At 54.1% G+C, this 15,435-nt stretch carries 17 protein-coding genes; 8 read left to right on the forward strand and 9 right to left on the reverse strand.

Going from position 1 to position 15,435, the window contains the following annotated elements:
* Positions 1-111 precede the first annotated feature (111 nt).
* Entirely contained in the window at positions 112-408 is a 297-nt protein-coding gene (locus INF73_RS19700) for a YicS family protein (RefSeq protein WP_028014983.1), read from the forward strand.
* Positions 409-452: 44 nt separating this feature from the next.
* Here the strand turns inward: INF73_RS19700 and INF73_RS19705 are convergent, their stop codons facing one another.
* Entirely contained in the window at positions 453-1,403 is a 951-nt protein-coding gene (locus INF73_RS19705; protein WP_028014982.1) for a LacI family DNA-binding transcriptional regulator, read from the reverse strand.
* Positions 1,404-1,696: 293 nt separating this feature from the next.
* Here INF73_RS19705 and INF73_RS19710 point away from each other — a divergent pair, with 293 nt between their 5' ends.
* From INF73_RS19710 to INF73_RS19735, 6 genes are all read left to right on the forward strand, one after another.
* Positions 1,697-2,011, forward strand: coding sequence for a PTS sugar transporter subunit IIB (locus INF73_RS19710; RefSeq protein WP_014830072.1), 315 nt, complete (start codon positions 1,697-1,699; stop codon positions 2,009-2,011).
* Positions 2,012-2,022: 11 nt separating this feature from the next.
* Entirely contained in the window at positions 2,023-3,348 is a 1,326-nt protein-coding gene (locus INF73_RS19715) for a PTS sugar transporter subunit IIC (RefSeq protein ID WP_028014981.1), read from the forward strand.
* Between the two features lie 17 nt (positions 3,349-3,365).
* Positions 3,366-4,742 (forward strand): glycoside hydrolase family 1 protein, encoded by a 1,377-nt coding sequence (locus tag INF73_RS19720; protein ID WP_041911698.1) that lies wholly within the window; start codon positions 3,366-3,368, stop codon positions 4,740-4,742.
* A gap of 5 nt (positions 4,743-4,747) precedes the next feature.
* Positions 4,748-5,050: a PTS lactose/cellobiose transporter subunit IIA gene (locus tag INF73_RS19725; RefSeq protein WP_029741865.1), complete on the forward strand. Its 303-nt coding sequence runs from the start codon at positions 4,748-4,750 to the stop codon at positions 5,048-5,050.
* A 138-nt stretch (positions 5,051-5,188) separates the two neighbouring features.
* Positions 5,189-6,568: a carbohydrate porin gene (locus INF73_RS19730; RefSeq protein ID WP_193541659.1), complete on the forward strand. Its 1,380-nt coding sequence runs from the start codon at positions 5,189-5,191 to the stop codon at positions 6,566-6,568.
* Positions 6,569-6,715: 147 nt separating this feature from the next.
* Positions 6,716-7,621 (forward strand): EamA family transporter, encoded by a 906-nt coding sequence (locus tag INF73_RS19735; protein WP_193541657.1) that lies wholly within the window; start codon positions 6,716-6,718, stop codon positions 7,619-7,621.
* Positions 7,622-7,669: 48 nt separating this feature from the next.
* Here INF73_RS19735 and nepI read toward each other — a convergent pair whose 3' ends face one another.
* On the reverse strand, positions 7,670-8,860 hold the full coding sequence (gene nepI / locus INF73_RS19740; protein ID WP_049000261.1) for a purine ribonucleoside efflux pump NepI: 1,191 nt from the start codon (positions 8,858-8,860) through the stop codon (positions 7,670-7,672).
* A gap of 207 nt (positions 8,861-9,067) precedes the next feature.
* Here nepI and INF73_RS19745 point away from each other — a divergent pair, with 207 nt between their 5' ends.
* The gene (locus INF73_RS19745; protein ID WP_047366712.1) at positions 9,068-10,066 is read left to right on the forward strand and encodes an aldo/keto reductase; all 999 of its coding nucleotides are present in this window, start codon (positions 9,068-9,070) and stop codon (positions 10,064-10,066) included.
* Between the two features lie 62 nt (positions 10,067-10,128).
* Here INF73_RS19745 and INF73_RS19750 read toward each other — a convergent pair whose 3' ends face one another.
* From INF73_RS19750 to INF73_RS19780, 7 genes are read right to left on the reverse strand one after another with little or no spacing between them, the layout of a single operon-like run.
* Positions 10,129-11,304, reverse strand: coding sequence for an acetyl-CoA C-acetyltransferase (locus INF73_RS19750; RefSeq protein ID WP_045260824.1), 1,176 nt, complete (start codon positions 11,302-11,304; stop codon positions 10,129-10,131).
* A complete protein-coding gene (locus INF73_RS19755) occupies positions 11,301-11,714 on the reverse strand; it encodes a carboxymuconolactone decarboxylase family protein (RefSeq protein WP_028014973.1) in 414 nt (137 codons plus the stop codon). The genes INF73_RS19750 and INF73_RS19755 overlap by 4 nt, the downstream gene beginning before the upstream one ends.
* Entirely contained in the window at positions 11,701-12,921 is a 1,221-nt protein-coding gene (locus INF73_RS19760; RefSeq protein WP_049137111.1) for an MFS transporter, read from the reverse strand. The genes INF73_RS19755 and INF73_RS19760 overlap by 14 nt, the downstream gene beginning before the upstream one ends.
* 21 nt (positions 12,922-12,942) lie before the next feature.
* Positions 12,943-13,593, reverse strand: a complete 651-nt coding sequence (locus INF73_RS19765) for an HAD family phosphatase (RefSeq protein WP_193541654.1) — start codon at positions 13,591-13,593, stop codon at positions 12,943-12,945.
* Between the two features lie 3 nt (positions 13,594-13,596).
* Positions 13,597-13,821 (reverse strand): tautomerase family protein, encoded by a 225-nt coding sequence (locus INF73_RS19770; protein ID WP_193541652.1) that lies wholly within the window; start codon positions 13,819-13,821, stop codon positions 13,597-13,599.
* A 7-nt stretch (positions 13,822-13,828) separates the two neighbouring features.
* Positions 13,829-14,662: a hypothetical protein gene (locus INF73_RS19775; RefSeq protein WP_049000252.1), complete on the reverse strand. Its 834-nt coding sequence runs from the start codon at positions 14,660-14,662 to the stop codon at positions 13,829-13,831.
* Positions 14,655-15,431: an AfsA-related hotdog domain-containing protein gene (locus INF73_RS19780; protein ID WP_028014968.1), complete on the reverse strand. Its 777-nt coding sequence runs from the start codon at positions 15,429-15,431 to the stop codon at positions 14,655-14,657. Before INF73_RS19780 ends, INF73_RS19775 begins: the two co-directional genes overlap by 8 nt.
* Positions 15,432-15,435 lie beyond the last annotated feature (4 nt).

Consider the following 15,435-nt stretch of genomic DNA (forward strand, 5'->3'; position numbering starts at 1 on the left):
GGGCGATTCTCATGCGCAGAAAAGAGAAAATCATACTTTCGACTGGAATCGCTACACTGAATGTAACGATATATTTCATGGGAAGCCTGTGACGTCTAAAGGGGGTTGTTGATGAAAGCTGCGCACCTGGTCTGCCTGCTGGTTTGTCTGCTCTTCGCCGCGTTTGTCCATGCTCAGGAAAAGGACGATCCGGCGAAAGAGGCGCAGATTAAGCAACAGGTCCTGAAAGATATTAAGAAAACCTGTACGCCACAGAAAAAGCAGAGCGATAAGGCCTGGCAGGAGATGATTTTGTCGTCCGAGGCCAATCAGCTGCTGATCAAAAACGCCATCACCGCCGTGAAGCGCGACAACCTGGACGCCTACTGGGCTGCGGTTGGTCAGGTGGATTGTCTGGAAGATTATTGAGTTCTCGCCGGGTGGCGCTGCGCTTACCCGGCCTGGAAAATGTTTTAACGCTTCCGCACGTCCGGAATGATGAGATCCCCGCGCAGAACATAGGACCCGAGCATCTGCGTTTTCTCCGTCAGCCAGCTTACGATACGCGCCGCCATGGCATCCATTGAATATTCAATCGCCGGGATCACCGGAATACCCGGCAGGTGCAGCGATCCGGCCAGGCTAAAGACCATAATGTCGTCCGGTACGGATTTATTAAACGCCTGCAGCTGCGGGATCACCCGCTGGGCTTCCTGCTCGTCCGCCACCAGCAGCGCGTTGAAGTTCAGCGTGGACGCGTTGTTGAGTAATTCCTGAAGCGCAACGGACGAGGAGGTCGCGTCCATAAAGACGAGGTTGCGATTAAAGGGCAGGAAATTTTTCTCCAGCGCGTGCTTATAGCCAAGCAGCACCTGGTCGGCAAACCCGCTGCCGTGCGGGTGGATCAGCGCAATCTGGCGACGCCCCTGGCTGGTCAGATAGTTACAGGCGGTTTCGGCGGCAAAGGCGTGATCGAACTGAATGCTGTTGGAGTTATCAGCCTCCATGCAGTCCACCAGAATGACGTTTTCCATATCCACGTCCAGCGGGAAACGGGCGCCAATCACCAGAATGTCGTCACACAGGCCGCAGGAGAGTTCTTCAAGAGCATTCATCACTTCCGCTTTGCTATGGGCGAAGCGCAGCAGCAGGTGTTTTTGATGCTGGCTGAGCTGTTTTTCCAGCGCGTAAAGATACCCGGTGGTCTGGTTAATGTTTTCCTGCGCGCAAATCACCCCAATGCAGCCCGTCGACTGGCTCAGCAGCGACTGGGCAATCACGTTAGGCCGGTAGTTCAGCTCATCCACCGCCTTCAGCACGGCCTGACGGCTGGCTTCCTTAACACCACGTGACCCACTCAACACTCGCGATACCGTGGCTTTAGACACCCCGGCCAGACGTGATACATCATTGATTGTCGACATCTCTTTCCCCTGGCAGGCTAACCTCGCGCCTGCAAATTCCATAACCGCTACGGCTCACATTATAGCCAGAACGGAGTATATCCGTTTCCGTTTTTCATGGAAACCGATTTTCCGTTTCCACTCAAAATGATGTCAAAACAGCCAAATTATGTGACCCACATCCGGTTAATTAGCCTCATAAGCATTGGATCTTGATGGTTATCACAGTTCTGCTTTTTATAAATGGAAACCGGTTTCCGTATCATGTCCAATCATTCTCGCAATAACTATTTACATTTAGAGGATGGTTGTCGATGTTCAAGATTATGCTGTGTTGTTCTGCCGGGATGTCCACCAGCCTGCTGGTTAGCAAAATGGTCGATGTCGCGAAAGAACGTGGTTTGCCGGTGAAGATTGATGCGTACGGTGTTTCCGAATTTGATACGCAGTTTCCGCAATACCAGGTGGTACTTCTCGGACCGCAAGTGAAATACATGTTACAGACACTCTCAGACAAGGCGGCTACGAAAGGCATTCCGGTGCAGCCCATCGACATGATGGACTACGGCATGCAGCGTGGCGATAAGGTACTGGACTACGCTCTGTCGCTCATCGAAGCGGCACACTAAAAGGTGTTCACATGAGTTCGTTATATCAATCCATGGTCGCGGTGATTGAGCAGTCAATTACCCCGCTGGCCGCAAAGCTGGGTCAGCAAAAGTATGTGATTGCCATCCGCGACGGCTTTACCGCCGCGCTACCGTTTATGATCATCGGCTCGTTTATGCTGGTGTTCATCTTCCCGCCGTTCTCGGCGGATACCACCAACAGTTTCGCCCGCGGCTGGCTGGATTTCTCCCAGACCTACCGCGAACAGCTGATGCTGCCGTTTAACCTCAGCATGGGCGTGATGACCTTCTTCATTTCGGTGGGGATCGGGGCGAGCCTGGGACGTCAGTTTAACCTCGACCCGGTGATGTCCGGCCTGCTGGCCTTTATGGCCTTCCTGCTGGTCGCCGCGCCGTATGCCGACGGTAAAATCTCGACCCAGTATCTCTCCGGTCAGGGCATCTTTACCGCGCTTATCACCGCGATTTACGCCACCCGCGTCTATGCGTGGCTGAAGCAGAACAACGTGACCATCCGCCTGCCGAAGGAAGTGCCCACCGGCGTGGCGCGTTCGTTTGAGATCCTGATCCCGGTGATGGTGGTGATCGGTACGCTGCACCCGCTGAATCTGTTCATTGAAGCGCAGACCGGAATGATCATCCCGCAGGCGATCATGCACCTGCTGGAGCCGCTGGTATCCGCATCCGACTCCCTGCCCGCGATACTGCTCTCCGTGCTGCTGTGCCAGATCTTCTGGTTTGCCGGTATTCACGGCTCGCTGATTGTCACCGGCATCATGAACCCATTCTGGATGGCGAACCTCTCCGCAAACCAGGCGGCGCTCGCCGCAGGCGCGGCGCTGCCGCACGTTTACCTGCAGGGCTTCTGGGATCACTACCTGCTGATTGGCGGCGTAGGCTCCACGCTGCCGCTGGCGTTCCTGCTGCTGCGCAGCCGCGCCACGCACCTGCGCACCATCGGTAAAATGGGCATTGTGCCGAGCTTCTTTAACATCAATGAGCCGATTCTGTTCGGCGCGCCGATCATCATGAATCCGATGCTGTTTATCCCGTTCGTGTTTGTTCCGCTGGTCAATGCCTGCCTGGCGTACGGCGCAACGAAGCTCGGCTGGCTGGCTCAGGTGGTGTCATTAACCCCGTGGACCACCCCCGCCCCGATTGGTGCCTCATGGGCGGCAAACTGGGCGCTCAGTCCGGTGATAATGTGCCTGGTCTGTATGGTGATGTCCGCGCTGATGTACCTGCCGTTCCTGCGCGCCTATGAGCGTACGCTGATGAAAAACGAAGAGCAGAAGGCCCAGGCAACCGTCGGTACCGCTGAAGCCGCAAGCAATTAAGTCAAAGAGGAAAGGACATGAAATACGCATTTCCCGATAACTTCTGGTGGGGCAGCGCAAGCTCCGCTCTCCAGACCGAAGGGGCAAGAGAGGGCGAAACCACATGGGATTACTGGTTTGCCCGCGAGCCGAACCGTTTTCACAACGGCGTGGGGCCGCAGCAGACCTCCACGTTTTATCAAAACTGGAAAACGGACATTCAGCTGTTAAAGCAGCTGAACCACAACAGCTTTCGTACCTCAATTAGCTGGGCGCGCCTGATCCCCGACGGTATCGGTGAAGTGAACCCGGAAGCGGTCGATTTTTACAATCAGGTCATTGATGAGCTGAATGAACAGGGCATCACGCCGTTTATCACCCTGTTCCATTTCGACATGCCGATGGCGATGCAAGAGATCGGCGGCTGGGAAAACCGTGACGTGGTGGACGCTTACGCCCGCTATGCGCAGATCTGCTTCGAGCTGTTTGGCGACCGCGTGCTGCACTGGTTTACCTTCAACGAGCCCATCGTCCCGGTGGAGGGCGGTTATCTGTACGACTTCCACTATCCCAACGTGGTGGATTTCCGCCGGGCCGCCACCGTGGCGTATCACACCGTATTGGCCCACGCGAAGGCCGTTCAGGCTTACCGCGCCGGACATTACGCGGGTGAGATCGGCATCGTGCTGAACCTGACGCCGTCCTACCCGCGCTCGCAGAACCCGGCGGACGTGAAGGCGGCGCACATCGCGGACCTGATGTTTAACCGCAGCTTCCTTGACCCGGTACTGCGCGGGGAGTATCCGGCGGACCTGGTGGCGTTGCTGAAATCCTACGATCAGTTGCCCGCCTGCAAGCCGGAAGACGGCTTCCTGATTGCGGAAGGGAAAATCGACCTGCTCGGCGTGAACTACTATCAGCCGCGTCGCGTGAAGTGTCGCGACAGCGCGGTGAACCCGCAGGCGCCGTTTATGCCGGAGTGGTTCTTTGATAACTACGAGATGCCGGGCCGCAAGATGAATCCCTACCGCGGCTGGGAAATCTACGCGCCGGGTATTTACGATATTCTGGTTAACCTGCGCGACAATTACGGCAACCCTCGCTGCTTTATTTCTGAAAACGGCATGGGCGTCGAAAATGAACAGCGCTTTATTGAAAATGGCCAGATTAACGATCAATACCGCATCGAGTTTATTTCTGAGCATTTAACGTGGCTGCACAAAGGTATTAGCGAAGGGTGCAATTGTCTTGGCTATCATATGTGGACGTTTATCGATAACTGGTCGTGGTGTAATGCCTATAAAAATCGCTACGGATTTATCCAGCTTGATTTAGAGACGCAGCAGCGCACCATTAAGAAAAGCGGAGAGTGGTTTGCCGCCACCGCCTTAAATAATAGTTTTGAAAAAGAGTAATAATGATGATCGCACTAGAAGAAGCCGTAATGGAAATTATCGTCAACGCCGGACAGTCCCGCAGCCTGTGCTTTGAAGCGCTGCACGCGGCGCGTCAGGGCAACATCGACGAAGCCAAAAGCCTGCTGCGCGAAGCCGACGGCTACGCGCGCCAGGCGCACAAGATGCAGACCAAACTGATCGAGCAGGATGCGGGCGAAGGCCGCCAGCCGATGACGTTAATCATGGTGCACGCGCAGGATCATTTAATGAATTCCTTATTAGCGCGTGAATTGTCTGAAGAAATTATTCATTTATATCAGAGATAGTCTATGGCGAAATAAAATTAATGTAATACCTCTGTACCCTAAATAGAGATCCACTTGTTCTGATGATAGCGACATACTCTGTCAGATCGGAGCGGGATGGTTATTGTCTGAATAAAATTAAACTATATTGAGATAACCATGAATACGATTAAAAAACTTCCATTAACCATGGCGGTTATCGCCGCGCTTTGCCCAATTTCCGTACTCGCACAAGAATTTACCCAGGAGCAAATCGACGCCATTGTGGCGAAAGCGGTAGATAAAGCTCTGGCCGAGCGTCAGGCCAAAATGGATGCGGCGGTTGCGAAAAAAGCGGACGTGGTAACCGAGCCGCAAAGCGCGGCGCAATCCCCGGATATGGCGATCCCGTTCGGCATTAAATTTACCGGCTACGCCCGCTACGGCGCGCACTTCCAGGCCGCCGATCAGAAATACGTGGCGGTGGACGGCTCCTACAACGGCGCGTCCGCGATTGGTCGTCTGGGTAACGAAGGTAACGGCGGGGAATTCCAGCTCTCCAAGGCCTTCAAAGGGGACAACGGCGCCATCTGGGACATCAACGTGATGATCGACCACTGGGGCGACGAGGTTAACCTGAAAAAAGCCTACGCGGGGGTGACCAACATTATGGCCTCCAACCCAAATGCCTACTTCTGGGCTGGTCGTGACTTCCACCAGCGTCCGCAACAGGGCATCAACGATTACTTCTGGATGAACCACGACGGCCAGGGCGCCGGGGTGAAGAACTTTGACATCGGCGGCGTGCAGTTTGACGTGGCTGCCGTGGCGGCAGTCGAATCCTGCAGTCCGGAAGTGATGGAAGATGAAGCGAACCCGTCGCGCATCACCTGTACCGGCGGCTCCGGCACGGGCGACAAGGGCAACTACGCCGCGACCTCCAAAATCCACGGCATGAAGCTCGGCCCCATCGACATGGAGCTGTACGCCAACTACGGCTTTGATTCGAAAGCGGTTGAAAGCGACGAACGCCTGAACGCCTGGCAGGGCGGCGTGGTGCTGAGCCACACCAACGACAGCGGCGTGTACAAGGTGATCGCCCGCTACTCCGATAATTCGGATAACAGCGTGTTCAACAAAACCGAAGATCTGACCACGGTCTACGCCAGCTTCGAAGGGCTGTATAAATTCACCCAGGCCACGCAGGTGGAGTACATCCTCGCCTTCCACGACTACGACAATAGCCGCGATAAGACCGACAACCGTAAGAACTACAACGCCATCGTGCGCCCGATGCACTGGTGGAACGACGTTCACTCCACCTGGCTGGAAGCAGGCTGGCAGCACGTTGACTACGATAACGGCGGCGACAACAAGGGCTGGAAGCTGACCCTGTCGCAGAACATGTCTATCGCCATGGGGCCTGAGTTCCGTCCGATGCTGCGCTTCTACGTCACCGGCGGCAAGGTGGATAATGAACGCACCGCGCGCGTGAACAATACCAAAGACGAGACGCTCGACGACTTCAACGTCGGCGCGATGTGGGAGGCGTGGTTCTAAGGTCAACAACATGCCGGGTGGCGCTACGCTTACCCGGCCTACGGTTTTCCCCCTCTCCCCGTGGGAGAGGGCCGGGGTGAGGGCATCAGGCCGCACACAACCATGCTATGCTGTTGGCCAATTAACGACAACATAGCAGGGGAGAAAATGGGTTCCACACGCAAAGGGATGCTGAACGTCCTGATCGCCGCCGTTTTATGGGGCAGTTCCGGAGTTTGCGCGCAGTACATCATGGAGAAAAGCCACATTTCTTCGCCTTACCTGACCATGGTTCGCCTGCTGTTTACCGGCGTGATCCTGCTGACGCTCTCCTTCGTTCACGGCGACAAGATTTTCTCGATCATCAAGCATCGTAAAGACGCCTTCAGTCTGCTGTTTTTCTCGCTGGTTGGCGCGCTCACCGTGCAGCTCACCTTCCTGCTGACGATTGAAAAATCCAACGCCGCTACGGCGACCGTGCTCCAGTTCCTGTCGCCGACCATCATTGTGGCGTGGTTCGCCCTGGCGCGGAAAACGCGTCCCGGCGTGTTTGTCCTGTCAGCGATTTTTACGTCGTTGATCGGCACCTTCCTGCTGGTGACCCACGGCGACCCAACCTCGCTCTCCATCTCCCCTGCCGCGCTGTTCTTCGGCATCGCCTCGGCGTTTGCCGCCGCGTTTTATACCACCTATCCGTCAGCGCTGATTGCCCGCTACGGCACGCTGCCGATTGTCGGCTGGAGCATGTTGATTGCCGGATTAATGCTGACGCCGTTCTACGCCGGGCGCGGCACCACTTTCGTGATTGACGGCGGCCTGCTGCTGGCGTTTTTCTACCTGGTGGTGATCGGTACGGCGCTGACGTTCAGCCTGTATCTGAAAGGCGCGCAGATGATCGGCGGGCCGAAGGCGAGCATTCTGAGCTGCGCCGAGCCGCTGAGCAGCGCGCTGCTGTCGGTGGTGTTGCTTGGCGTGGCGTTTACGCTGCCGGACTGGCTGGGGACGCTGCTGATTGTGTCGTCGGTGGTGCTGATTTCGATGGATTCGCGTAGAAGGGTTAAGGCATCGGCGTAGCCTGATGCCCTCACCCCAACCCTCTCCCACGGGAGAGGGAGAAAAACACTACTTCGCCTTAACCTTTCCCGCCACCAGCAGCGCGGTCAGCAGCATCAGCGTGCCGGAAATCACCAGCGGTGACGTCAGCCCCAGATGGTCGAGCGCCACGCCGCCAATGGCCGCACCGCAGGTGTTCGCCAGCTGGATCACCGCCACCTGAATCGACCCGGCTTTTTCCGCCTGATCGGCAAGCGTTCGGGTGATCCACGTCGACCAGCCCACCGGTACCAGCGCAAAGGCAAAGCCCCAGATAATCGCAATCGCCGAGGCAACCCATTTGTCGCTACCCCACAGAATCAGCACCGTGGCACTCACCGCCAGCAGCAACGGCGCACCCGCCAGCGCCACCTTCAGGGAGCGCTTCAGGAACTGGGACGACAGCGACGTGCCGATAAAGCTGGCGATACCGAAGCTCAGCAGCACCAGCGTCAGGCCGTCCACGTCAAAGCCCGCCATGGTCATAAACACCGGGCGGATGTAGGTGAAAAAGGCAAACTGCCCGGCAAAGGCCATAAAGATGGCGGTCATCCCCGCCAGCACGCCCGGACGCTTGAGCAGCGCGAACATGTTCTGTTTGTGGTGCGCCGCTTCGCCCGGCAGGGACGGCAGCGCCTTCCACACCCAGATAATGCAGAGCACACCCATCACTGCCGCCGCGTTAAAGACGTTACGCCAGCCGATAATCCCACCAAGGAAGCTGCCCAGCGGCGCGGCAATCACCAGCGCAATAGAGACCGCGCCGAAGATAACGGACAGCGCTTTTGGCACGGTGCGCGCGGGCACAAGGCGCATGGTCAGCGAGGCCGACATCGCCCAGAAGCCGCCTAATCCCAGCCCCAAACAGGCGCGACCGAGCAGCAGCAGGGTGAAGCTTTCCGCGAAAGAGACCAGCAGGCAGGAGAGCGTCAGCAGCACGCTGAACAGAATGACCACTTTGCGGCGATCAATCGCGCCAATCACCTGAGTGATAAACAGGCTGGCGAACATCGCCACAAAGGCGGTGACGGTAACGGACTGCCCCGCCACGCCTTCGGAAATGCCCAGATCCTGCGCCATCGGCGTCAGCAGGCTCACCGGCAGAAACTCAACGGTAATCAGACAGGCGACGCAGAACGCCACGGAGAAAACCGCCGACCAGTTGGGGCGCGACACCTCTTTGGTCTGCGGTCTGGTTGTGGGCTGGATATGTTCTGTCATGGCATCACCTGAAGATAAAAACGTGCGGAAAAGTCGCGCAGTTTATCATCAAAAGTGTGACGAATTTAACGTTTAGACAACTTTTGTCGTTTTTAATGATTCGGAAGGCAGATCGGCGGTGACTGATACCTTTTCAGCATAACGAAAATGAAAATTCAGTAACCACAATTGAGGTGAAACAATCATAGCGTCTGAAAAGGAGAAACTATGAAAACACGTACTTTATCTCAAAATCTTACCGTCAGTGCCGTCGGCTACGGTGCCATGGGTCTGAGTGAATTTTATGGCCAGACTGATGACAAAGGCTCACTGCAGGTATTGCATAACCTCATCGATCTGAACGTGACGTTTATTGATACCGCAAATTTATATGGCCGTGGCCATAATGAAAGGCTAATCGGTCACTTTCTTGCCGGGCTGGATAAAAACACTCGCGACCAGTTCAAAATCGCCACGAAGTGCGGCATCGATCGCTCTCCTGACGAGTCCTACGCCCGCACCATCAACAATACGCCGGACTATATCATCCGCTGCTGTAACGAATCCCTTAAGCGGCTTGGCGTGGAGCGAATCGACCTCTTTTATCTTCACAGAGTGAGTAACGCAACCCCGATCGAAGAGAGTATGGATTGTCTGCGCACCCTTGTTAAAGAGGGCAAGATCAACCACATCGGCCTTTGCGAAGTGTCGGCTTCAACGCTGCAACGGGCGCATGCGGTGCATCCGGTCACCGCATTGCAAACAGAATATTCTCTGTGGACACGAGACATCGAGGAAAACATTTTGCCGGTCGTGAAAGCACTAGGTATCGGCCTGGTGCCCTACTCACCTCTTGGCAGGGGCTTCCTGACGGGAAAATACCTGAACAACAACGATTTTGCAGAAGGTGATTTCCGCAAGAATAACGAACGATTTGTTCAGTCCAGCCTCGATCATAATCGCCAGTTGCTCGATATCATTACCCCGCTGGCGACAAAATACGGTTGTACCGCAGGTCAGATTGCGCTTGCCTGGCTGTTAGCACAATACGATCGGCTGGTTCCCATTCCGGGTACTAAGCACGTCAGCTATCTGGCCGAGAACGCGCGCGCTGCCGATATTGTGCTTGAGAAGAGCGATATCGAATCGTTGAACAACCTTCATCGCCGGGTAGCGATTAAAGGCGATCGTTATTCTGCCGAGGGTATGAAGGGCGTGAATGCCTGATACAGCATCTTGAAAATAAAAAACCGGGTTTCCCCGGTTTTTTTATATCTACGGATACGCCGTTAGCGATAAACGCTCAACGCGACGCCTTCCCCGCCGCCAACGCACAGTGCGGCAACGCCACGCCTGGCATCATTACGGATCAGGGAATGAACCAGCGTCACCAAAATTCGGCAGCCGGATGCACCTATCGCATGCCCAAGCGCGATTGCTCCGCCGTATGGATTGATACGATCCGGGGAAATCCCGGCCTGCTGAATCACGGCCAGCGCCTGGGCGGCAAACGCTTCGTTGGATTCGAGATGATCCACATCCTCAGGCTTCCATCCCGAGCGGGAAAGACAGTCGGCAATGGCCTGAATCGGGGCTGCACCCATTAATGCAGGCTGGATACCGGAATTGGAAAATACGCCCAGCGATGCCAGAACCGGCAAACCACGTGCTTCGGCAGTCTCACGCGTACAAAGCAGGACCGCCGCGGCACCGTCATTCAACGATGAAGCATTTCCCGCCGTCACCGTACCCTCTTTTCGGAAGACAGGCTTCAGTTTCGTCAATTTTTCGATACTGGTTGCACGGGGTCCTTCATCCCTCTCCACGCTGATCGTTTCACCTTTTCGCGTCTGCCACTCAACCGGGACAATTTCACGCTCAAAAATGCCACGCGCCTGCGCTTCAAGCGCATTGTGGTGAGAGACAAGGGCATATTCATCCTGCATTTCGCGGCTGATACCAAACTCCGTCGCAACATTCTCTGCAGTGATACCCATGTGATAATCGTTGAAGGCATCCCAGAGCCCGTCAGAAACCAGGCTATCTTTGAGAGTAATATCACCCAGCCGCGTTCCGCTACGCGACGTCGTGGCGATATGCGGCGCGTTGGACATACTCTCCTGACCACCGGCGATAACAAACTCAGCCTCCCCCGTCTGCAGCGCCTGCATGCCAAGATGGACCGCCTTAAGCCCGGACCCGCACACTTTGTTTACCGTCAGACATTGCGTATCTACGGGCAACCCAGCATTCAGTGCCGACTGTCGGGCCGGGTTCTGGCCGCACCCCGCAGTAAGAACCTGTCCCATAATGACCTGAGAGATATCACTGGCTTCTACGCCAGATTCTTTCAAAAGCGCCTGAATGACGCGGCTTCCCAGGTCAGAGGCTGAATGCTCCGCAAGCGCGCCCTGAAATGCGCCCGTCGCCGTGCGGCGGGCTGCAATAATAACAATCTCGCTCATGCGTCACTTCCCTTCAGTCCTGGCAAAGTATGGCCCGTCGCGGCCATTGCCGCGCGGTATGCAGTAAGACCATTCATGCAGGCGGGAACGCCAGCATACACCGCCATCTGTATCACAATTTCAAGCAGCTCTTCCGGCGTCACGCCGGTATTGAGCGCGCCTCGCATATGCAGTTCTAGCTGCGGCATGGCATTACCCAGCGTCACAAGCGAGGCGACGGTCAACATTTCGCGCGTTTTGAGATCCAGTCCCGGACGACCCACCACATCCCCGAACGCATAGTCGGTAATCAGGGCGGGCAGCCCCGGGTCCAGCTCGCTCAGGCGGCGGGTGACTTTATCCGCAAGCCCCGCTTCAAGACGGTCCATAATCTCTCTGCCATAGCGCGTGCGGTCATTAATTTGACTCATAAGATTTCTCCATACGGGATTGTTTTGCGGTCAACGTTGCCGGAATAACCGCGACAAGCAGAACGGACAGACCGATGGCCGTACCGGCGACGATATACAGGAGCGGCATTGAAAATGATGAAACCATCCAGGCACCGACTGACGCACCGATACCAATGGCGGTATTGAAAAATGAAACGTAGATTGCGGAGGCCGGGAAGGCTTTATCCTCTGCCATACGTAAAACCCACGTCTGGAAACCGACAAATATTCCTGATACGGCGACACCCCAGACAACCATACTGGTAAATATCAACGCAGCAGAGAGCGAGGAACCAGACAGGCCCAGGAACAGCAGCACTGCACAGATCAGCAGTACAGACAAAGAGACCGTCAGCTTGAGATACTTATCAATCAACACGCCGGTCAGGAAATTGCCTGCCAGACCCGCGATGCCATAAACAAAAAGCACAGCAGGAATAATGGTGGTGGACAGTAAACTCTGCGTGTGTAGCCAGGGCTCAATGTACGTAAAGGCAGCAAAGTGAGCCGTCACAGCCAGCAAGGTTGCTGAGTAAATTTTCCATAATGTTGACGATTTCAGCACGCCTTTAAGCGCATCCAGCCCGAGCGCGCTTTTGCTGGTAATCCTGGGAACAAGAACGCTAATACCCACAAAGGCAATTACGCTCAGCGCGGCCATCAGCCAAAATGCCTGCCGCCAGCCGAAGTGAATACCAATATAGTTGGATACCGGTACGCCAAAAACGCTTGCTGCGGAAACACCACCAAATACGATTGATGTCGCCGCCCCTATATATCTGGCAGGGACCATAGCCACCGCCGTTGCGCCGATCATCGCCCAGAATGCGCCGTGAGCGAGCGCTCCCAGTACGCGGGCGCTAAGCAGCATGCTATAGACGTTTACCGTCGCAGCCATAACGTTAGAGACCAGAAGAACCACGGTAAGCACAAGTAAAAGCCGCTTCCTGGACACATTCCCTAAAAAGACGGAGGCAAACAGCGCACTCAACGCCCCCACCCAGGCATAAAGCGACACGGTCATGCCCACCGCAGATTCCGAAGACTGTAGCCCCTCTGCGATTGGCGTTAATAATCCGACTGGCGCCAGTTCGGTGGTGACAATAGTAAAGGTTGAAATAGCCAGAATGAATAAAGCAAGCCATGACCTTAACGTCATATTCTGCGGAGTGAGTTCTGAAGTCATACTACTTACCTCAATAAGGATTTAAATAATGTGCCAATTTTTTTCAGTTGCATATCTGGTAAGCGCGGAATGCTCTCCCACACAGACGGGATGGCCAGTGGCTTCCAGCATTGGAATATCCGAAAGATCGTCGCCGTAGGCATAACAATCCACGGGGTTAATCTCTTTATCATCGCAAAAGGCTATAAGCGCGTCTTTTTTACCTGTTCCAATTGTTTGAGGCAGGCCGATTTCACCCGTCAACTCACCTTCGTCATTTATTATCACCGGCGCACAGAGTACTTCCGTTACTCCAAGATAGTTTGCAATGGGTGAAAGAATCGGAAGCATAGAGCCCGATATAAATACGGTATACATGTTCTGGTTCTGATGTTTTTTAAGAGCTGAAACAGCACTCTCAATAAAAAAATCGCTTTCCAGCTTACGCCTGAACCACTTCTCACCCATTTCTTCCAGATAACGACAAGCCACGCCTTTAAACTGACGATAATAATCTCTGTTCAGGGTTTCCCTTGGCACACCGTTTTTCACGTCGGTGCGAAAACGAGACATATAGCGTTGAAGACGATCGTTTTGATTATTTTCCCTGCACCAGAAATCATAGAAATCAAACATGCTTTTAATATTTATAAGCGTTTCATCAACATCAAAAAAAGCGGCATGTTTACGCAAACTTTATTCCTCGTAGTTTTTTCTTCGACTCTTAACCGGAAAATCTCTATCCGTACCAGACACGCCTGCATCCGCCCAGCGGGAAGGCGCAATTTCAGAAACCACTACGGAAATTTTATCCAGCGGCGCACCCGTGTTTGTGTGAACGGCAAATGTAATATCTTCCTGGAGTCTGATGATTTGATTTTCATCTTTCGCAGGCCAGGTCATAACATGAACAAATGGCATATTTTTCTCACTCTATAGTTGTAAATTCATCGAAGGAACGGCCTTTGAGTTTTAAATGGGCATGGATATCGCCTCCAAGACCATAAAAGCCAATTGCCCCGCCGTAGCTCTGACGCGAGCTCATATAAAGTACGACTACGTTAATAATTCTGTTTCCTTTCCTCGCCGGAGCCGGGAAAGGATCGGTTAACTCTGCCCAATATTCGGCATTACCTTCGCTATCGGTTATAAATACGTTGGGTATTCCCAGCGGACCTGGCCTGCTCGGATCCTCCGAGGCTAGATCGTTTTCCCTGAGACTCATCACGGTGTAAACGCTATCCGGAACAAGGCTCCGGAACGAAAACGTGAACCGGGCTCGTTTCTTATCTTCGGACAATGTGACCTCAAAGGAGCCCTCTGCCTCGAGCCAGGCAGCGAGGGTCACTGGCTCGATCTCTCGCTTTCCATCGCTGCTGCGATAATCCGCGATATAGCCTTCATGAAGTGGCAGGCCAGGCCTTATTTCATTATTGGCCTGTGGCCGCTGTTCTGGTGCGAAAATCATCCGATAGTTGTTCATCGGAATGGGTAAAGGAAGAGTATGAAGAATGATGTCCTTCAACGCGTCCTGAGGCATCTTTTCCAGATCGCACAGAATGTTATAGGGTGCGACTTCCCCAAATGCCGGAAGCGGGCTGTCCGGAGAGACAATGACGCTTCGCCACTGCAGTCCGTTATCCCCTGGCACCATGCCAACCACGACAAAATTACCCTTCCCGTCCATGACCTCCGCAGGGGGGTAAAGCGGCCCCTGCGTGGTCGCAGCCAGACGGTATTTCTGGCTACGTAATTCAGGCATGCGTTACCCCCTGAGTCACCCCTTGCTGCTCAACAATGGTCGCCTGCATGGCAACCTCAGCCAGAGATTTCTCTTTCTCTGTAATCAGGGCGGAAGGATAGACGGTGAACGAGACATCCATTGTCGCGCAAAGCGTTTGGTGCTGAGTGACGCGAACCTGAGCCTTGAAACGCCCCCGGCGGTCGTTAATATCTTTTTCAAGAAATTCAAAGTGGACCAGCGCCGGTAAAGGGAACAGGAAACTGGCGAAATTGATTGCCATGCTATTAATGACGTAATAGCGTCCACTTTCCTGCTGGTAAATAAATTCTTCGGTGACGCCGATAAAGGCCTGTCGGCTGGCTTCAACCAGGAGCATTCCCTGAATATGCTGCCCCGTCTGATGATCCGCCATCAATTCGCAACGCTCATCGATTAACAGCGGCATCGCATAAAGATCGTGGTTATGCTCAGCTTGTTCCGCAGGTCCTATAAGTACATTCTGTTCCAGTCTTTTATGGCAATAAGCATTTTTTTTGTCGCTAACCAGTTTTTCCAGAGAGCACATTTTTAACTTATTACCATGAATCGCATTTCTTGCCTGGTTTGAAATTACCTTTCCGGCAAAATCCTTGCGCACGCCCTGCCCAACAATAATTTCATGTTCTTTATCAATGATATTCGCAGGGATTTGAGTCAATAATTCTAGCTGAGATATAGTCAGTACATCTTTACCATTGGCAAATTCATTAAATTTATCGCCAACAACTACCAACTTTTTACAGTTCATTCAT

The sequence above is a fragment of the Enterobacter cloacae complex sp. P6RS genome (assembly GCF_014982245.1).
GTDB lineage: Bacteria > Pseudomonadota > Gammaproteobacteria > Enterobacterales > Enterobacteriaceae > Enterobacter > Enterobacter bugandensis.